The organism is Bacillus sp. SIMBA_074, from assembly GCF_046534555.1.
Taxonomy (GTDB): domain Bacteria; phylum Bacillota; class Bacilli; order Bacillales; family Bacillaceae_G; genus Bacillus_A; species Bacillus_A mycoides.
On sequence record NZ_JAWRYM010000031.1, the window covers coordinates 1 to 18294 of the forward strand.

Genomic DNA, 18294 nt, shown 5'->3' on the forward strand with positions numbered 1-18294 from the left:
CTCATTAACATAAGAGAATAGTAACGTGCTTTTAAGTTTAAGAATAGTCTAAATCCTTAAGTTGATGGATGTGGGGTACCGCCACATGCCCATCAAGCTAAGATTTTAAAGTACCCCCTAAATGGAATTTTTTTATAGCACCGAAGTTCATTTTTATGATTTTTGGGGAAGAATGTGCTTCTTAACTTGATACCGCAAAAAAACAAACAGGAATGACTATTAAGTCATTCCTGTTCCTTAAAGAAACATTCTATGGTACTAGCAACTGCCTTGAATGCTTCACCTTGGACACTAGAAATTAATAATCCTCCAATTATATTTTTCTACTGTGAATTTACACTATCCCAGTTATCATCCCAATTTTCAGTAATATGCTTATAAGCTTTAAAAGGTTTATCACGACTTGGTGAAACATATTTTAAAGCATCTATCAACTCTACAAACTCCAAAATACTTCAGGCCCTTCTTTTAGAACTGGAGTTACCTCTTCGTTGCGAGATAAAACTTCCATTTAGGTGGTGCTATTAAATTTTAAAAGCTAAAACAAGCATAACCCCGTTCTAAATTTAGGACGGGGTTAAAATATAGTTGTTTAATTTCCAATATAAGATACTTCACTGTACTCAAAAATATAACAATAAAGTCGATTAAAAATCTAAGGTTTATTCAGGCGCCCGATTGCGGAAAATCAAGAAAATGATTATGATTGCTGCCTATAGCTTGTTGAACTAACGCACCCGTTACTTTAAGTGAATTGATTCACAATCTCACCGGAAATTCACTTGAAAAATCTGAATTAACTTAATAAAAAAGGGACTCCCTTTTTGGGAATCCAATTCATTCAGTGTCACTTTGGTTAAAGTCTAATCTTCTCGGTTCGCAACACTGTCATTAGCCTCATCGGCACCTTCGCCGACTTTGTTACCCATCGCTCCTCCTGCAACAGCTCCTGCAACGGTACCAAGTGGACCAAGAACAGAACCCAAAGCAGCTCCAGCGACAGCACCGACACCAGTTCCTACCGCTTCGCCAGCATCATTATCAACACGGTTACGTTCGTTTTTATCAGCCACTCATCTCACTCCTTATTTAGAATAGGCAAGTGCATTCCAGCACAATACCTTACATATTTTGACCTATAAGGACAGATTTATTCAAAGTGTTAGAATCCTGAGGATTTAGCAAACCGGCGCTTTACATAGCGATGATCTTGGTCTATGTAATTATTGAAATGTTTGATTGTAGAATGAGTAGTACTTTTATAAAAGTCATTCACCTTTAATTTTTTGAGTGAACAAAGTAAAGAAAGGGCCTTATCTGTTGTCAGAACCGTTGGTTCTCCAAAAGTTTGAACGAGTCGTTTCATAAAAGCATACGCAGATTGTGTATTCCGTTTCTTAAGTTGATGGGCATATGGCGATACCCTTTAATCGTAATCAGCATTATAATAATCGTTATTTAAGCTGGGCACTCTTCTATGGAGACGATATTCTATGTGAAAGGTATTATGTGATTACTTGTACTGAGGCTCTTCATGTTCAATTTGTTGAAGACGAGGATTTAAAGATTCAATAATTTCTTGAGTTTGTTGTGCTGCACCTTTATATAATTGTTTTGCTTGCTTGTTATCAGTATCAAGAACAAATCCTTCTAGGCATGCTTGAGCACTCTTTAATCCAGCGATAGTTTGTTTAAGTTTAGTACTTACTGTCATGTAGTATTCCTCCTTGTAAATGTACTTCAAAATATAGAATGCCTATTTTGTTATCATAGTACGATTTCCAATTTTAGGGTTATGCGAATGAGAAATTTTATAGTTAATCATTCAAAGGAGGATTTTTTAGCTAATAGATGCATGGAATAGTTTTGTCCCAATAACAAAAACTAACAGAAATAAAACGATAATATATAAAGGAGATTAAATATGCTGAAAAAGATAGGAAGAATTTTCCGAGTATTCCTCTTTTTATTTATCGGTGGATGTTTAGTTCTGTTTGTTTGGGGTGAAATTGACAGAACAATAGCCGAAAAAAATGGGGTATTTAGCAAGAATTCTAGTCAATACCCTATGCGTCAAAGTGATATTACTATGTATACAGATGGGAAACAGTTAAACAATCAATTATTCTCAGATATAGAGAAAGCAAAGCATTACGTGCATATTAACTTTTTTTCTATTGCTGATGATAAAGTAAGTCATCAGTTTCTAGAGCTATTGCGGAAAAAAAGTCAAGAAGGTGTAGAAGTATACTATGCATTGGACAGGTTAGGTGGAATTTTACTAAAAAAAAAGGAAAGAGAATTATTAGTTAAAAAAGGAGTTCATTTTACATATTACAATAAACCTGCTTTCCCTTATCTTTTTTCTTCTTTGGATCATCGGAATCATCGTCGTATTTCAGTTATTGATGGAAAGGTTGGTTACATTGGCGGATTCAACATCGGAAAGAAGTATTTGGGGGAAAAAGAAAAACTTGGTTATTGGAGAGATTATCATCTTCAAATACGAGGAGAAGGAGTTCAAGATTTAGAACACCAATTTGTATTAGACTGGAAGAAAAATTCAGAGAAATCGATTCCGATACACAATGCGGTAAAGGAAAAGGGAGCAACCTCGCAACGATTTACTGCATATTATAGTGGAAAAAAACTTGGACAAGATTATGCAATGCTGTTTCAACAAGCAAAAGAATCCATCATTATCTTAACACCTTATTTTATACCAAAAGACAGAACTATTTGGAACGCATTAGTAGATGCAAGAAAGAGGGGAGTCCGTGTCAAAATTCTATTCTCACCTCATTCGGATGCACTATTAGTTAAAGAAGCAGCATATCCATATATCCGAAAAGCATTAAAACAGGGGATGGAAGTATATGGTTATAAAAACGGGGTGTTACACGGTAAAGTATTTTTGATTGATGAAAAAGTATTGATGGTTGGGACCGTGAATTTTGATTCACGCTCGTTTCATTTAAATGAAGAAATGAACTGTTATATTCATGACCCTATCTATATTTCGAGAATAAAACCAGTGATTAATGCAGACTTACAAAATTCAAAGCAAGTAACATCCTCTGACGTCAATCAATTATCTATAAAAGAAAAAATGAAAGAAAAGGTTGCAAAAATGTTTGAGTATTATTTGTAAAGACAAAGTATTTTTATATTAGGGATAGTTTCACATTGCTATCAAGATAAGAAATGCAAATACCCCATATCCATCAAGCTAACAAGGACGAGTTACCCCAAAACGATAAAAACGATCAACATGCATCAAAAAAAACACGCTAAGCAAAAATACAATGAGCTGTCCATATGGACAGCTCATTTACATAATTTTCGAAAGTGGAAGTTATTTTCTTAAATAATAATATATTTTTCTTGAAAATTAGAAGTAAAGCCTCCTACGTGAACATCTGTAATATTATTAAAATCAGTTGATACATTTACAATAATCTCTGAAGGCTGATCCATTACATATCCTTGCTCAAAAGTGAAGGTATTATGTTTTTTAAAATTTTTATTTTGTTTTATTAAATAACATGCTAGTGCTGCATTTGATGTACCAGTGGCACTTTCTTCTGGAACATTAAACAAAGGTGCAAAGTTTCTACAATGAGCTGTAGAATTATATAGTGTTTCCAGTGTAAATACATGATAACCAATTACATTATATTTCTTACTTATTTCAGCAATCCTCTTCATATCAGGAATAATCTTTAACAGGTCTGAAAGTTTTCTGACAGGTATAATAATATCGTGTAAACCTGTAGACACGATTTGAATAGGCATATCAGGTATTAGTTGTTCTTCATCTAGATTTAAAGATTCAATAATTTCTTTACAAGGAAGTGTTGTAAGGAAATTAGGGAGATTTTGTTGTAAAGATATCATTTTATTTTCGTCAATTTTTACGTTAAGCATCCCCGCTTTAGTCTTTATTGTATACACTTTTGAATTTATTTCTTTCATTTGGGCTAATAAGGAAAAAGTAGCAATTGTAGCATGTCCACATATAGCAACTTCTTCATTTGGTGTAAAATATTTAATTTCGTAATCTGAATTTACAGAAGGAAGTACAAAGGCAGTTTCGGAGAAATTTAGTTTGTTTGCAATAGCTTGCATATCTTTTGTTGTAAGATCCTTTGTGTCTAAAACAACCCCAGCTGGATTCCCACCTTTTGTATTTTTAGTGAAGGAGTTTAACATATATGTTTTAATCTTCAATCCAATCACTTCTTTCCCTTTTTTCCCAGTATATCATCTTGTAGATATAAAAAGTGACATGTACATTCCATACATCTCTAGTTAACATGACGTCTCATTATCGGTAGCAAGGAAAACGGAGGAACCTGCTCTCACAAGGGAACCTTCTTTTTTAGTTCTATGAATCTATACATTTTTTTATACATTCCTATCCTGGCACGGTTTTAGGGCTCTTGTTTGTTACTGGATTAGCCAAAAAACTGTATAAAATCTTGCATGCTCTTAGCGTGGGCGGTTTCCAAAATACTGGCATCCCCCAATATGTGCTTTCTTATGGGTATTTCTTGAACCCTCATTAAAACACTTTCCCGTCCTTTGTCTATCTTTAAAAGTAACTCTGCTTGTTTATTTAAAGTCCTTGCAACGAGGCATTGTACTCCTCCTAAAGCCAAACAAATGATTAAAATTACACATCCATATTATACTGATTAAACTAAAAATTCATTCTCTTTCCATTTCATTCATTATGTAAATAAAAAAGGATAATCCGCCCTCATAATGGACTAATTATCCTATAAATCTTTATCTAAATTTAATAAAATTAGAACTTCTTTTCCTATGTATACTTATTTCGTTATTTCACCAAACTGCGCTCTCGTCACTTTCGCCAAGTCATCAACTTTAAGCTCAATTTGTACTCCAATTTTCCCGCCACTTACAATGATCGTTTCAAGCGATTGAGCACTCGCATCAATACATGTAGAAAATAACTTCTTCATTCCTACTGGTGAACAACCACCGCGAATATACCCTGAAACTTTCGTAATATCTTTAACAGGAATCATTTCTATCTTCTTTTCACCGACCGCCTTTGCGGCTGCTTTTAAATTCAGTTCCTCATCTACCGGGATTATAAAAACATGATAATCTTTACTATTCCCTTGAGCGACAAGCGTTTTATATACTTCTCTCACTTCTCTACCAATTTTCCCAGCAACTGATACGCCATCAATTTTCCCATCGTCCGGATCATATGACATCATCGAATATTCAATTTTTTCTTTATCTAATATTCGCATCGCATTTGTTTTATCTTTTTTCATAGTGTTCTCCTTAAAAAGTTATTTCATATTATTAAATTTTCTTTTATTATACACTCTTTTCAATTTCTCCTACATAACTTCACGTATTCTTCAAAACTGAAAATATTGATATTTCCAAATTCATCTGATATAATTTGGAAAAACTTATGTTAAGGAGAGATTTTAATGCGAACTTTTAATACGTCTTTCCAACTTCATCATCATACGTAACGCCGTGTATCCGAAGAAAAATTTTTCTTCGTGGGTACAGGGCTTTTCCTGTTGACCCACGAAGCGTTCATAAAGCTATGTGGGTATTTTTATACCCGCATAGCTTTTTTTGATTTAAAAGAGGAGTGATTATGGTGGAAATGAAAAATGTAAAAGGGACAAAAGACTATTTACCAGAGGAACAAGTACTACGAAATAAAATTAAAAGAGCTTGTGAAGATACGTTTGAACGTTATGGCTGTAAACCTTTAGAGACACCAACGTTAAATATGTATGAGCTTATGTCTTACAAGTACGGTGGTGGCGATGAAATTTTAAAAGAAATATATACACTTAAGGATCAAGGAAAACGCGATCTTGCCTTACGTTATGATTTAACAATTCCATTCGCAAAAGTCGTGGCGATGAATCCGAACATCCGCCTACCCTTTAAACGCTATGAAATTGGGAAAGTATTTCGAGATGGGCCAATTAAACAAGGAAGATTCCGTGAGTTCATTCAATGTGACGTTGATATAGTCGGTGTAGAATCAGTCATGGCGGAAGCTGAACTCATGAGCATGGCGTTTGAGCTGTTCCGAACGTTAAACTTAGAAGTAACGATCCAATATAATAACCGAAAATTATTAAACGGTATTCTCCAGTCTATTAACATCCCTACTGAACTAACGAGTGACGTAATTTTATCATTGGATAAAATCGAAAAGATTGGGATTGATGGTGTACGAAAAGATGTATTGGAGCGCGGGATTACTGTAGAAATGGCCGATACAATATGTAATACTGTTTTATCTTGCCTAAAGCTCCCTATAGCCGACTTTAAAGACACTTTCAATAATACACTTGTCGCCGATGGAGTAGAGGAACTACAACAACTACAGCAATACTTACTCGCTCTCGGAATAAATGAAAATACGATATTCAATCCGTTTTTAGCAAGAGGACTCACAATGTATACAGGCACTGTGTATGAAATCTTTCTAAAAGATGGCACGATTACATCTAGCATCGGTAGCGGTGGTCGATACGATAATATTATCGGAGCATTCCGTGGTGATAATATGAACTATCCAACAGTCGGTATTTCATTCGGTTTAGACGTTATTTATACAGCACTATCACAGAAAGAAACCATATCATCTACAGCGGATTTATTTATCATCCCACTCGGGACAGAATTACAATGCTTACAAATTGCCCAGCAATTGCGCTCTACTACTTCTTTAAAAGTCGAACTTGAACTAGCTGGACGTAAATTGAAACGTGCCCTTAATTATGCAAATAAAGAAAATATCCCGTATGTGCTAATAATTGGTGAAGAGGAACTATCTACAGAAACAGTTGTATTGCGTAATATGAAGGAAGGTACTGAAGTGAAGATTCCCCTCTCTTCCTTGGAAAATAACACATTTAATAACTATATATAATAAGCGCCACCCTCATTTGGGGGGTTTTTCTAGTGCATAAATAAAGAGTCATTCAGTTTACATAATATAATTATCGATTTCTATAAATGTAATTTTCAACCATATACAAAAAAAGAGGGCAGATATGCATCTCCCTCTTTTGTCTAACTCTTTTTATTATTATTCTTGTTCTTGCTCGTCCATAATCTTCTCGAACGCCGCAGATACTTTTTCAAATTCCTCGTCATTCTCTATGTATGAGAATTCATTATCTTCTTCTACTTTTAAAAAGAAGATATCAATGTCTTCCTCAGTTTCTGTTTGAATGTCTTCTACAAAGGCAACCGCAATGTATTCTGCACCTTCGACATCCATCGCTCCAAGCACTTCAACTTCCTGTTCTTCATTATTCTCATCGGTAAGACTAAAAATTTCGCCTACTTCAATTGCTTCCATATTCATTCTCCTCCTATCATACTCTAAAAAATAAAACGTTCAAATTGTACACTTACTAACATATCTTTCCATAAAAAAGTTGAATTCATACAGAAAGAACAACAAATTCTTGCTGATTCAGTAAAAGTATTCAACTATAAGGATATCATTTATGAATAGGAATGAACATATTTTAAATGAGATAATTGGATTAATTAATTTAAAATCCTTCTTTAGATTTCCGAAAGACCTCCATGTTCCATAATGGTTCTTTCATATAGGCAGCTGGAATGCCACCTTTCAATCTGTAAGTAAATACTAAAATAGCACCTCCTATCCTGATTCCTTTCCGTACGTTTTTAGGTTGAGAGATAAATCCTTCTATATAAACTAAAGAGACTTATGCAGCAATTCCAATACATCTTTCATCGCAAAAGGACCGTCTTTTTTTACATGCTCAGCGAATTCCGAAACGAGACGTAACGTTTTCACACTTTCGATTGGATGCTCTCCTGACGCACTTTCAGCAGAAAGCATAACAGCATTCGTTCCGTCCAATACAGCTTGAAATACATCTGTCACCTCAGCTCTTGTAGGAATAGAATGATCTACCATAGATTGAAGCATTTGTGTCGCTGTAATGACATATGTATTCGTTCGATTACACTCACGAATCAGCATTTTTTGTAACAGTGGAATAAATTGATACGGCAATTCCACACCTAAATCTCCCCTTGCGATCATAATGCCATCCGCTTCTTTGCATATGTCTTGAAAATTCCCGATTGCTTCCATCGTTTCTATTTTTGCAATTAAATTTGGGGAAGTTTCTTTATGTTCATGTATAAAACTTCGTATTTCCTTTATATGACTAGGTTTTCGAACGAAAGAACACGCAATAAAATCAACTTCCTCTTCTAAAAGAAATTGAATATCTTTTTTATCTTTCTCCGTAATAGCTGGCAAACTAACAATTGTACCTGGTAAGTTCACCCCTTTATGAGAGGAAATATTGCCACCTGTTTTTATTCTTGTTTCTATTTTTTCCGAACTTATCTTTTCAACGATTAACTCAACTTCTCCATCATTAATAAGAATTCTACTTCCAACTTTCACGTCATTCGCGATCCCTACATAATCAACACTTGCTTCTTCTTTATTCCCTTGAACTGGATTGGTATGTAAAGTAAATAACTCCCCTGCTTCAAGTGTAATTTGTTCCTCTTTCATTTCACCCAATCTTATTTTAGGACCTTGTACATCCCCTAGAATTTTAATAGAATCGTCTAAAGATTTTACTAAACGAATGATGTCTTTATGACTTTCATGCGTACCATGTGATAAATTTAACCGAACAATTTTCATACCATTGTTTATTAACTGCGCTAACGTTTCTTCATTATTACTCGCTGGCCCAATTGTACAAACTCGATCAATTGTCATGTCCCCACCATCCTTTTTTAAATGTTTCCCATAAAATAAAGAGAAGATTCTTTTTATAGGAAAGACCATGTAACTAAAGGTGCAAAGAGGTTTTATATGAAGAGAATATTTTGCTGAAGAAATAGCTTTAATTTAACTTTTTGTGCCCAACATTTTGACTCAATCGTTATTGTTAGTTTCGTTGCAATGGGGTACTACTAATAATAAATCTTGTTTACATACGAACGTTAGATTGGGATATCGAAAACGACCTATGGAGGAACCACAATGACTACTCTTCGAAAAAAAATAATGGGACTAACATTAGCGGGAACGGTAGCACTATTTACATTAGCAACAGGAATCATAATGAACGATAACGAGGTAAAAGCTGAGGTGAAAAAAGCAGGAAAGCAACCTAAAAATGTGATTTTCATGGTTATAGATGGGACAAGTTCTTCTGCTACAACATTAGCCCGGTGGTACAAAGGTTCACCTCTTGCCCTAGATCAAATTGTATCCGGAGGTGTTCGTACATACTCAGCAGAATCGGCTATTACGGACTCTGCACCAGCAGCCACAGCTTTAGCGACAGGAAATAAATCAAATTCCGGCTACGTGGGCGTATTACCTTCTGTTGTGAATTCACCTGGCTTAGAACCAGTTAAAGAAGAATGCAAGTTTCGTCCAGTTGCCAACGTCTTAGAAGGCGCAAAAAGTTCCGGCCGCGCGACAGGAATCATTGCTACATCAGAAATTCAGCATGCTACTCCGGCTAGTTTCTCTGCCCACCACGTTAACCGTAAAGATTTCGAAGTACTTGGTGAACAGCAAGTGTATCAAAATATAGAAGTTGTATTAGGTGGTGGAAAAGCAGCACTTCAGCCTACGACAAGCAACGGAATTCGTAAAGACAACGAAGATTTAGTAAAAGTGATTCAAGACAAAGGGTACGACTTTGTCGAAACAAAAGATGCGTTATTAAACTCCAAATCAAATAAAATCTGGGGTTCTTTCTCTAATACTGCCCTTGCGTTCGATATGGATCGTAAAGCAAACCATCTAAAGCAACCAACTCTTTCCCAGATGACGAGAAAAGCAATTCAAACATTATCAAAAGATAAAGATGGTTTCTTCTTATTTGTAGAAGGTAGTAAGGCAGATTGGGCAGCACATGCAAATGACCCAATCGGGATGATTAGCGATGTATTGGCATTTGATGATGCAGTTACAGAAGCATTAGAATTTGCGAAGAAAGACGGTAACACTATGGTCATTGCATTAGCGGATCATGGTAATAGCGGTATTTCCATTGGCAACAGCAATACCACAAAAGGATATGATACTACACCAGTATCAGCTTACATTGCCCCACTGAAAAAGGCGAAAATGACACTTGAGGGTGCTACAAATAAACTAAAAGATGATTTATCTAATATAAAAGAGGTCGCTGCTCTTTACGGTTTAGACGACCTAACTGATAATGAAAGAGAAAAGTTAAACGCTGCACAAAAGAAAACTGATGTAGGTCCAATCCTTACTAAATTATTGGCCAACCGGGCGAACATCGGTTTTACAACTGGTGGTCATACGGGTGAAGATGTATTTTTATACTCTTATGGTCCTCAAAAGCCATACGGTTTAGTCCAAAATACAGACATTGCGAAAATAATGGCCAAAGCAATGGGCTTTCAATTAGGAGAATTATCTAAGAAATTATTCTTAGATGCTGAAACATCCTTTAAACAAATTGGTGCAACTGTAACGATTGACAAAAAAGATGCACGAAACCCGGTGCTTGTAGTAAAACGCAATAATACGGCGGCCAAATTGTTTGTTAATAAAAATATTATCTATATCGGTGAAAAAGATTATGAATTAGGAAGTGTTGTTGTAGAAAGCAACGGGAAATTCTATGTCCCTGAAAAAGCAATTCAACTATTCACAAAGCATTCTCGCTAAATTTAAAAACAGACATAAAAAAACGCTATCCTTTCTATAGACAGGGTAGCGTTTTTTTCGTTATATGGATACAAATTTATCTTATTAAATCCATTCAACAATAATATCCATAGTTTGTCTTGTTTTATTAAATTGTGGTTCTCCTTTACGGTATCCAAATGCAACCATAACTGATACCTCAAGATTATCATCTTTTAAAATTCCTTCTTGACGAAGTAAAGAATCTACTTTTTCTTTATCGAATCCTTCCATTGGACAAGAATCAATACCGATTTGAGCTGCACTAGTCATCATATTAGCTAAAGCAATATAAGATTGCTTTGATGACCAATCAAATACAGCACGTTCGGAGTCTAACAATTTAAAATCCGATTCTTGGAATTTTTTGAAGAATTCATATCTCATTTGTTGGGCTTCTTCAGGCAATCCAATAATATCTTTCATCATGTGCTGAATATACTCTGCATCATAGTGCATATCTTTGATGTTTCTTGAAAGAACAATGACAAAATGACTTGCTGTTGAAAGTTGCCCACCTGCTCCCCATGAATATGGTAATAGTTTTTCTCTTAATTCTTTATTTTGTACCACAATAAATTTCCAAGGCTCATATCCAAAAGAAGAAGGAGATAATCTTCCTGTTTCTAAAATAAATTTAAAATCATCTTCTGAAATTTTCTTCATAGGATCAAATTCTTTACATGCATATCTAAAGTTAAAAGCCTCAATAATTTTTTGTTTTGTATTTTGTTTTGTGTTAGTCATAAAAGATCCCCTTTTCATTAAATTATTATTTAACCAAATTATATTTTTAAAGTAACAATGATACAAGTACGCACATTTATGTGCTATAGTATCAAAAAAGATACTATTGTTAAGGGAGAGGCTTTTTATGATTAGTTCAAAAGAAGATGATGTAAATTATCCATTTTTAAATAAATATTCTTGTCCAGTAGAAGCTATCGTCGAGGTTATTGGCGGGAAATGGAAAGGTGTTATTCTTTATCATTTATTAGATGGTAAGAAACGATTTAATGAATTAAAAAGATTAAAACCTAATATCACCCAAAGAATGTTAACACTTCAACTTAGAGAACTTGAAGCAGATGGCATCGTACATCGGGAGGTATATCGTGAAGTGCCCCCTAAAGTAGAATATTCGTTAACTGAACTTGGCGAGTCATTACGTCCAATTATCCTTTTAATGATGGAATGGGCGACTAATAATATGGAGCAGGTTTTGGAAAGTAGAGATAACACTAAATAGTATTTAAAACCTGTAATTAGCCATTACAAACAACTCAAAAAAGATTGCCTCTTAGTATACAGGCGATTTTTTTTTGAGTAAAAGGATTATTTGGGTCAGATTCTGGAAAAGTGTTAATATTCTTCATAAAGGAGGTCTACTGATGAAAAATTTATGGAAGAAAGTTTCTTTAATTGTTTTCATAGTAATTGTCCTTTTAATAATTTTATATTTTTGTGGTATGTCACTTTTCTGGAACCAACCCTAAATTACATTTAAAAATAAGCCCTCCTTGAATAAAATTAAATATTCCGTCAATACTATACATGACATTAGATTTTCTCCTTGTTCCCCCTTGGAGAGTCGGGCAGCTAGCTTTTGTTAGCTGCTTTTTTATTTTCGAATCATTGCCGTCATTACTATTGGTGGTCCATTTGTTCCGTATTTCATAATTTGAGCAATTGATTGTAACTGCTGAATGCCTTCTTCTTCATTATGTTCTCCCTGAACAATTGCTGACGAACAATATAATGGTTGAACAGCCACTGTATGGAGACTCTTCCGCTAAATAAAATTGTGCGACCATTGGAAGTTCTTCTCGTTTACATATTTCTAGGATTTTCTGCGATACTGGTGCAATTTCTTCATCATAAACTTCCTCTTTATCGTACATCTCAATTCATTCTCCTTTTCTACAAAATGAAATTTTTGTAGAAAATAATGAACTTTAAAAACTACTAAATTGCAAATATAAATACAAGGGAGCGTTTTATATGACTTCCTATCAAAAAATATCTTTAATAGTTATCACTCGTTTTTATCATTGTGATGTTCCTTTTAAATGAAGTCTTTATTTCTTAACACCCAACGAGAATGTACAACAAACTAAAAAGGCCTACTCACACGAGTAGGCTTTTGAAACTATGAAAGCTTCGTCAATAACTGATTTAAATCTTTTTTCGTTTTCGTCGTTAATGACTTCATTTTATTAATATCGATATTTTCTTTCTCCGCTCTTATAATTAATGGATACAAACTTTGTTCAATTGTTTTGTATTCAGTTGGATGTGATGCTTCTATATCTTTTTCAATTACATCCCACTTCTCATTAATTTGTTTTCCAAGTTTATTTACTGTTTCTAATTTAGGATTTGCAGCTAATTGCTTATCTAGGCTTTCAATTAATGTAACCACTTCTTTTACATTTGCTTTCACAGCGACGTTTTTCTTCGGATCTTTCGTTGTCTTTCCGTTATTGTTTGTACTTGTGCTTTGATCTGTTGTTTTCCCGCTAGTAGTTTGATCATTCGTTTTTCCTGTCGTTTCTTTTTCTTTTGCTGTTTTGCCGTTACTTTCTGTTCCTGATGATTCCTTTGTATTTTTTGCATCCTTATCTGTTTTTTCATTCGAAGAAGTATTTGTGTCTTTTTCAGTATCTTTCGTTGTTTTTGACGCTTCATCTGCACTTGTCGTTTTTGATTGCTCTTCATTTTGTGCAGTTGCTGGATCCTTCTTCGCTTCATCTTTATCTGTGAAGGTACTACAAGCTGCCATTGAAAGCATTGTACCAATTGCTACTGATGCGATAGCGACCTTTTTCATTTTCATAAAAATCCCCCTATGTTTACAATTTTATCCCGCATTAACGGGCAGTAAGACTCCCACCTCAAAGGTCGGATGGAGCAAAGAAGTTAGGTGGGAGATCCACTGCCCGTAAACGCCCGATTGGTTCAACTAATAATCAGCGGGGGACGAACAAAACCCCCACTGATTAAAGTTTCACTTTATCCTCCTCTTTACGATTCTATTTCCCCTTAAAAAATCCCTTTTCATACGAATCACCATCTTTCCGACAGTAATCTTCATAATAATACGTACAAAAAACGATAAATTTATTTTAATATTCGAGTTTTTTCTACTACATTTTCCTCCTCTGTAGCAAAAGAAAAAGAGTATGTTGTCACATGAAGATTTACAATCTACAAATGACAACATACTCCCCTATCAATTTTTTATCTTTCTTGACATTTTATTTATACAAAAAACAAAATAATTACTAATTTTTTTATTTCTCAACACTTGTTAACATAATATTTTTATGAATAACCACCATTCGAATGAATGACTTGCCCAGTAACCCACTTCGCTTCTTCACTTACTAAAAAAGCAATTAAGCGTGCCGCATCCACCGGTTCTCCAACTCTTCCTTGCGGGAATTTCCATACTAAATGATGCTGTAATTCCTCTGTAATCCATCCTGTATTCGTTGGTCCTGGATCAACAGCATTGACTGTAATCCCCTTCTCCATAGCAACTGGTGCAACTGACTTTGTAAATGCTTCTATTGCTCCTTTCGTTGCTACGTATGCTAGTTCATCTGGCATCGGGCCTAATGACTGCCCAGAAGTAAGATTTATAATACTTCCACTCGTTTTAAGTGAAAAATGTTTAATAAATAATGAACTTAATAGCACAGGAGCACGAACATTAACCGTATAATGTTTATCTAGCTGTTCTACATCTAACTCTTCAATTTTCGTAGGAGTAGAATACGCCGCATTATTAATAAGAATAGATGGATCCCCTAAACGTTCTGATACCATATACAATACACGATTAGGCGAATAAGACTGCGATAAGTTGATTTCTGCCATTTCACATCGAACGCCGTAACTTTCAATTTCCTTTTTCAACAAAAAGGGCTCTTGATCATTCATTCCCCATGGCATCGCTTTATCATACCGAGGCCAGTACGTGAAAAAAATGTCTATCCCATTTTGAGCAAGCACCTTGCATACAGCTGCACCAATTCCATTCAGACGAGTTGCCCCTGTTACAATTGCTATTTTCTTCACCTTTTCTCCTCCATCTATGGATAAATCCCCTGCACGAATACAGAGGATCTACCTTTTTAATTAATATTTGACAATATACGCTCAGCGCCTAATTTTAAAATTTTAATAAAGATATAATTTACAATCGTAAACATTACAAATAAAACGATAAACATAATCCAAAGTCCTACTTGAAGGAAGAAGTATAATACACTTACACCCGCTACAATAACTAAAGCTATTAAAATATTAGCTAAAAAATTCCACAAAGTTGTATATCGACTTTTAAATAATTTCTGTTCTGTATCCCAATGAATATCTGCAGTTTGTGCATCCCAGCGTGTACCGATTAAATTAATTAACAATAAACCGTTCGCACTTAGTAAGAACCAAAGTATCATGAAGACTGGCGAAATACCTGCTACAACTCCCATTGTAATACCGAATACTCCTAAAATGACTACATTAATTAACCAGGCCGTTATCGCTTTCGCAAAAAAGATATCCGAAGCCTTTACTGGTAAGTAGCGATTAACAAACCAAGAGCTTCCATCTCGTGAGAATGACGTTGTTGCAATAACGTTACTCCCCATTAAAAATAAGGATGCACAAAGGCCAACACCAATTGCGAAACCTGCTGATTCTGGATTATCAATATATTCCGTAATCCATTTTAAATTTCCATCTTGTACAAACAAAACAAAGAACAGCATAATTGGCATAACGAAAGTTTGCACAATACAGTTTAAGAAAAATTGTGGTGTACGGAATAACGTTTTAAATTCTTTTTTCACATATGCTTTTAAATGAGAACTTTGTACTGTTGATTTCTGTAAACCTTCTGCTGAAATTACCTCTTTCTTTGCTGTACTCGTTGAAAGTCCAATAACCCCTTTTAAATATGTACGCTCTGCAATGTAATAAAACAAACCGAAAAATGCGATAGAAATAAGAATGTATATTAGTACGTATAATATTCCCTTCCACGATGCATTTTCTACTAATCCCATTGCACCAAAATATGTAGTTGGAAAATAATTTGTCATTTGTATGAAAAGGGAGGATTGATTATTTGTAAGATAATTCGCAACTGAATCTCCAGCTCCAGATACTGCACTTTTATTTCTCCATTGCATAAATACATTGATTCCGACGATAAATAGTATACTTACGATTCCAATAAATATACTTCCTCGATCTTTATTTTTCGCTATATTCGTATACCTCATAATAATTGTCATAATTAACGAAGCTAGCACTAGCGGAATGATCGGGAAGAATAAGTAAATGACAATCATATAAATGTAATATGTAATGAAAGCACCACTCTTTAAACCGTAAGTAATAAAGATAGGCAATAAAATAAACGAGCTCATTACGTATTGTGTAATTAACACTGTAAAGAACTTTGCCGAAATAATTTGCGCTGGTTTTAACGGTAACGGTAGCAACATTTCAACATCATTACTATAGTAAAACACTGTTAAAATGTTCATAATACTCATCAAAAATACCCATATACTAGCAACTGCTAATCCCATCGCAATAACAATTCCTGGATCCTGTCCGAGGTGTATCATTCCTTCATATATTCCATGGGTCATCGAACCGAATATTAAAAAACCTACAAATAAAATGGCTGCAAATGAAAATAAATACGCCCATCTTTTCTTTTTATCTGTTATGAAATCTGCATAATTTAATTTCAATAATACTTTCGTTAACGTCAAAATTTTACTCATTGCCCGTCATCTCCAAGAACATTTTTTCAAGTGATTCATTGGATTCAAAATGATCTCTCATTTCATTTAAATTCCCTTTAAACTGAAGATTTCCCTTATTAATAATCGCGACGCGGTCACATATTTTTTCAGCTACTTCTAATACGTGTGTCGAGAAAAATACAATCTTCCCTTTATCTGCATGTTCTCTCATCATTTCTTTTAAAATATATGCAGATTTCGGATCAAGACCTGTTAACGGTTCATCTAAAATCCACACATCTGGTTCATGTACGAGCACGCCGATAATAACAATCTTTTGTCTCATACCGTGTGAATAACTTTGAATTTGATCAGATAAAGCATTGTACAGATCAAACTTCTTCGCTAATGACTCTATTCGTTCTTGTCTTACTTCCTTCGGTACTTCATACATATCAGCCATAAAGTTTAAATATTCAATCCCTTTTAATCGTAAAAACATATCCGGGCTATCTGGAACATAGCCAAATGTTTTCTTCGCTTCCATCGGATTTTTCATAATATCTTTACCGTTGATTGTAATGGTTCCTTTGTCCACCCCATGAATACCAGTAATCATCTTAATTGTCGTTGATTTACCCGCACCATTCGGTCCTAAAAACCCAAAGATTTCTCCGCTCGGTACAGATAAACTTAAATCTTTTACTGCATAGGTAGATCCATTATAACTTTTTGACACATTCAAAATTTCGATCATTACATCCAATCCTTTCCTTAATTACCAATTAACTATATTAACATTATAGCATACTTAGATTTTTATATTTTTCAGTTTTTTCAACCTTTAAAATAAATATAAATTCCTAATCCAACGATTAAAACAACGGCTAGTATTATATAAATCATCGTAAGTCGTTTAATATTTCCTTTTGTCGCTTTACTATAGTTCGCATCACCATTTCGCCCAATTAACACCGTTCCAATTACAGTAATAACTACAAGTAATATAACGATCATTATCCCAGTTAACATTTCGTCCTCCCCCTCCTTACAACCATTTTACAATATTACCCTCTCTATTTCGCAGTATATTTCCTCTTTTTACTATTATTATGAAAAGAATTGGAAAACTATTATTACTATACATTTCCACATGTGATATATTTATAACATAACGTGAATTATTTCTAACATTGTAAGGAGGACCTATTATGAAAACAACTTGGATAAAATATTTAGGATTTCTCGGTTTCTTCGGTTTCCTCGGCTTTTTTTATGAAAAAGGATTGTTTACTATGTTCTGTTTCTTCTCCTTTTTCACAACGTATAGAACGGTTCAACACGATGAACTATTTGAACAAATCGTCAATAAATCGTGCCGCAATGCATTTATCGTTACATTACTAACGACCGCTATCATTATGTTTATTGAAATGTTATTTCCAAACCCTACACTACAAGAGATTGATATCGCTCTTATTTTTGGCACACTCATTCTTACGTTCGGCTTCTCTATGTTCTTTTACGATAAACCAGTTGATGAATTGGAAGATGCACCATGGCGTTCGTAACGAAAATAAAAGAATACCGCGCCAAATTGAATATGACACAAGAAGATTTAGCGAAAACTGTTGGTGTACGTCGTGAAACAATTAGCCATCTCGAAAAAGGAAAATATAATCCTTCCTTACAACTCGCTCACGATATAGCGAAGGCACTTCATAGTACAATTGATGAGATTTTTATTTTTGAGGACTAATTAAG

19 protein-coding genes and 2 pseudogenes are annotated in these 18294 nt (G+C 34.4%); 6 read left to right on the forward strand and 15 right to left on the reverse strand.

Features of this window, described 5'->3' with window-relative positions; translation table 11 throughout:
- Positions 1–224: 224 nt before the first annotated feature.
- The 4 genes and pseudogenes from SB773_RS24105 to SB773_RS24120 all read right to left on the reverse strand — a co-directional run bounded on the left by SB773_RS24105 (position 225) and on the right by SB773_RS24120 (position 1714).
- Positions 225–434: pseudogene (locus SB773_RS24105) on the reverse strand (hypothetical protein).
- 429 nt (positions 435–863) lie between these two features.
- The gene (locus tag SB773_RS24110) at positions 864–1073 is read right to left on the reverse strand and encodes a glycine zipper domain-containing protein (protein WP_000764044.1); all 210 of its coding nucleotides are present in this window, start codon (positions 1071–1073) and stop codon (positions 864–866) included.
- Between the two features lie 92 nt (positions 1074–1165).
- Positions 1166–1399, reverse strand: a pseudogene (locus tag SB773_RS24115) (DDE-type integrase/transposase/recombinase); the annotation flags it as partial.
- Between the two features lie 114 nt (positions 1400–1513).
- Positions 1514–1714: a DUF1657 domain-containing protein gene (locus SB773_RS24120; protein WP_000218933.1), complete on the reverse strand. Its 201-nt coding sequence runs from the start codon at positions 1712–1714 to the stop codon at positions 1514–1516.
- Between the two features lie 210 nt (positions 1715–1924).
- Between SB773_RS24120 and SB773_RS24125 the strand changes: the two genes are divergently transcribed.
- Complete coding sequence (locus tag SB773_RS24125; protein WP_410592617.1) at positions 1925–3151, forward strand: phospholipase D-like domain-containing protein; 1227 nt, start codon at positions 1925–1927, stop codon at positions 3149–3151.
- A 212-nt stretch (positions 3152–3363) separates the two neighbouring features.
- Here the strand turns inward: SB773_RS24125 and SB773_RS24130 are convergent, their stop codons facing one another.
- Both SB773_RS24130 and ybaK read right to left on the reverse strand, forming a co-directional pair.
- The gene (locus tag SB773_RS24130) at positions 3364–4230 is read right to left on the reverse strand and encodes a PhzF family phenazine biosynthesis protein (RefSeq protein ID WP_410592619.1); all 867 of its coding nucleotides are present in this window, start codon (positions 4228–4230) and stop codon (positions 3364–3366) included.
- Positions 4231–4835: 605 nt separating this feature from the next.
- A complete protein-coding gene (ybaK, locus tag SB773_RS24135) occupies positions 4836–5312 on the reverse strand; it encodes a Cys-tRNA(Pro) deacylase (RefSeq protein WP_002142510.1) in 477 nt (158 codons plus the stop codon).
- Positions 5313–5653: 341 nt separating this feature from the next.
- On the opposite strand from ybaK, the gene SB773_RS24140 reads away from it, so the two are divergent.
- Complete coding sequence (locus SB773_RS24140; RefSeq protein WP_078422365.1) at positions 5654–6949, forward strand: histidine--tRNA ligase; 1296 nt, start codon at positions 5654–5656, stop codon at positions 6947–6949.
- 159 nt (positions 6950–7108) lie between these two features.
- Here SB773_RS24140 and SB773_RS24145 read toward each other — a convergent pair whose 3' ends face one another.
- A complete protein-coding gene (locus SB773_RS24145; RefSeq protein ID WP_002013967.1) occupies positions 7109–7390 on the reverse strand; it encodes a DUF1292 domain-containing protein in 282 nt (93 codons plus the stop codon).
- A 363-nt stretch (positions 7391–7753) separates the two neighbouring features.
- Complete coding sequence (locus SB773_RS24150) at positions 7754–8806, reverse strand: pyruvate kinase (protein ID WP_410592622.1); 1053 nt, start codon at positions 8804–8806, stop codon at positions 7754–7756.
- 267 nt (positions 8807–9073) lie between these two features.
- Here SB773_RS24150 and SB773_RS24155 point away from each other — a divergent pair, with 267 nt between their 5' ends.
- Positions 9074–10747: an alkaline phosphatase gene (locus SB773_RS24155; RefSeq protein WP_410592624.1), complete on the forward strand. Its 1674-nt coding sequence runs from the start codon at positions 9074–9076 to the stop codon at positions 10745–10747.
- An 84-nt stretch (positions 10748–10831) separates the two neighbouring features.
- On the opposite strand, the gene SB773_RS24160 is transcribed toward SB773_RS24155, so the two are convergent.
- On the reverse strand, positions 10832–11512 hold the full coding sequence (locus SB773_RS24160) for an NAD(P)H-dependent oxidoreductase (RefSeq protein WP_410592626.1): 681 nt from the start codon (positions 11510–11512) through the stop codon (positions 10832–10834).
- A 127-nt stretch (positions 11513–11639) separates the two neighbouring features.
- Between SB773_RS24160 and SB773_RS24165 the strand changes: the two genes are divergently transcribed.
- Positions 11640–12014: a winged helix-turn-helix transcriptional regulator gene (locus SB773_RS24165; RefSeq protein ID WP_078185441.1), complete on the forward strand. Its 375-nt coding sequence runs from the start codon at positions 11640–11642 to the stop codon at positions 12012–12014.
- 372 nt (positions 12015–12386) lie between these two features.
- On the opposite strand, the gene SB773_RS24170 is transcribed toward SB773_RS24165, so the two are convergent.
- The 6 genes from SB773_RS24170 to SB773_RS24195 all read right to left on the reverse strand — a co-directional run bounded on the left by SB773_RS24170 (position 12387) and on the right by SB773_RS24195 (position 17562).
- Entirely contained in the window at positions 12387–12539 is a 153-nt protein-coding gene (locus SB773_RS24170; protein WP_410592628.1) for a hypothetical protein, read from the reverse strand.
- Between the two features lie 375 nt (positions 12540–12914).
- Positions 12915–13601, reverse strand: a complete 687-nt coding sequence (locus tag SB773_RS24175) for a hypothetical protein (protein ID WP_410592630.1) — start codon at positions 13599–13601, stop codon at positions 12915–12917.
- Positions 13602–14089: 488 nt separating this feature from the next.
- Entirely contained in the window at positions 14090–14848 is a 759-nt protein-coding gene (locus tag SB773_RS24180; protein ID WP_215588369.1) for an SDR family oxidoreductase, read from the reverse strand.
- A gap of 56 nt (positions 14849–14904) precedes the next feature.
- The gene (locus SB773_RS24185) at positions 14905–16569 is read right to left on the reverse strand and encodes a putative ABC transporter permease subunit (protein ID WP_016120538.1); all 1665 of its coding nucleotides are present in this window, start codon (positions 16567–16569) and stop codon (positions 14905–14907) included.
- Positions 16562–17287 (reverse strand): ABC transporter ATP-binding protein, encoded by a 726-nt coding sequence (locus tag SB773_RS24190; RefSeq protein ID WP_002033261.1) that lies wholly within the window; start codon positions 17285–17287, stop codon positions 16562–16564. The genes SB773_RS24185 and SB773_RS24190 overlap by 8 nt, the downstream gene beginning before the upstream one ends.
- A gap of 80 nt (positions 17288–17367) precedes the next feature.
- Entirely contained in the window at positions 17368–17562 is a 195-nt protein-coding gene (locus tag SB773_RS24195) for a hypothetical protein (protein WP_002128286.1), read from the reverse strand.
- Between the two features lie 179 nt (positions 17563–17741).
- On the opposite strand from SB773_RS24195, the gene SB773_RS24200 reads away from it, so the two are divergent.
- The gene (locus tag SB773_RS24200) at positions 17742–18101 is read left to right on the forward strand and encodes a DUF3796 domain-containing protein (RefSeq protein WP_410592634.1); all 360 of its coding nucleotides are present in this window, start codon (positions 17742–17744) and stop codon (positions 18099–18101) included.
- Positions 18089–18289 (forward strand): helix-turn-helix transcriptional regulator, encoded by a 201-nt coding sequence (locus SB773_RS24205; protein ID WP_098095092.1) that lies wholly within the window; start codon positions 18089–18091, stop codon positions 18287–18289. Before SB773_RS24200 ends, SB773_RS24205 begins: the two co-directional genes overlap by 13 nt.
- Positions 18290–18294: the final 5 nt, after the last annotated feature.

Excerpts from the sequence above, each read along its gene's own strand:
- SB773_RS24205 (WP_098095092.1), top strand. The coding sequence starts at position 18,089 with ATGGCGTTCGTAACGAAAATAAAAGAATACCGCGCCAAATTGAATATG.
- SB773_RS24185 (WP_016120538.1), bottom strand. The coding sequence starts at position 16,569 with ATGAGTAAAATTTTGACGTTAACGAAAGTATTATTGAAATTAAATTAT.
- SB773_RS24150 (WP_410592622.1), bottom strand. The coding sequence starts at position 8,806 with ATGACAATTGATCGAGTTTGTACAATTGGGCCAGCGAGTAATAATGAA.
- SB773_RS24125 (WP_410592617.1), top strand. The coding sequence starts at position 1,925 with ATGCTGAAAAAGATAGGAAGAATTTTCCGAGTATTCCTCTTTTTATTT.
- SB773_RS24160 (WP_410592626.1), bottom strand. The coding sequence starts at position 11,512 with ATGACTAACACAAAACAAAATACAAAACAAAAAATTATTGAGGCTTTT.
- SB773_RS24175 (WP_410592630.1), bottom strand. The coding sequence starts at position 13,601 with ATGAAAATGAAAAAGGTCGCTATCGCATCAGTAGCAATTGGTACAATG.
- SB773_RS24195 (WP_002128286.1), bottom strand. The coding sequence starts at position 17,562 with ATGTTAACTGGGATAATGATCGTTATATTACTTGTAGTTATTACTGTA.
- SB773_RS24155 (WP_410592624.1), top strand. The coding sequence starts at position 9,074 with ATGACTACTCTTCGAAAAAAAATAATGGGACTAACATTAGCGGGAACG.
- SB773_RS24200 (WP_410592634.1), top strand. The coding sequence starts at position 17,742 with ATGAAAACAACTTGGATAAAATATTTAGGATTTCTCGGTTTCTTCGGT.
- SB773_RS24190 (WP_002033261.1), bottom strand. The coding sequence starts at position 17,287 with ATGATCGAAATTTTGAATGTGTCAAAAAGTTATAATGGATCTACCTAT.
- SB773_RS24140 (WP_078422365.1), top strand. The coding sequence starts at position 5,654 with ATGGTGGAAATGAAAAATGTAAAAGGGACAAAAGACTATTTACCAGAG.
- SB773_RS24120 (WP_000218933.1), bottom strand. The coding sequence starts at position 1,714 with ATGACAGTAAGTACTAAACTTAAACAAACTATCGCTGGATTAAAGAGT.
- SB773_RS24165 (WP_078185441.1), top strand. The coding sequence starts at position 11,640 with ATGATTAGTTCAAAAGAAGATGATGTAAATTATCCATTTTTAAATAAA.
- SB773_RS24145 (WP_002013967.1), bottom strand. The coding sequence starts at position 7,390 with ATGAATATGGAAGCAATTGAAGTAGGCGAAATTTTTAGTCTTACCGAT.
- ybaK (WP_002142510.1), bottom strand. The coding sequence starts at position 5,312 with ATGAAAAAAGATAAAACAAATGCGATGCGAATATTAGATAAAGAAAAA.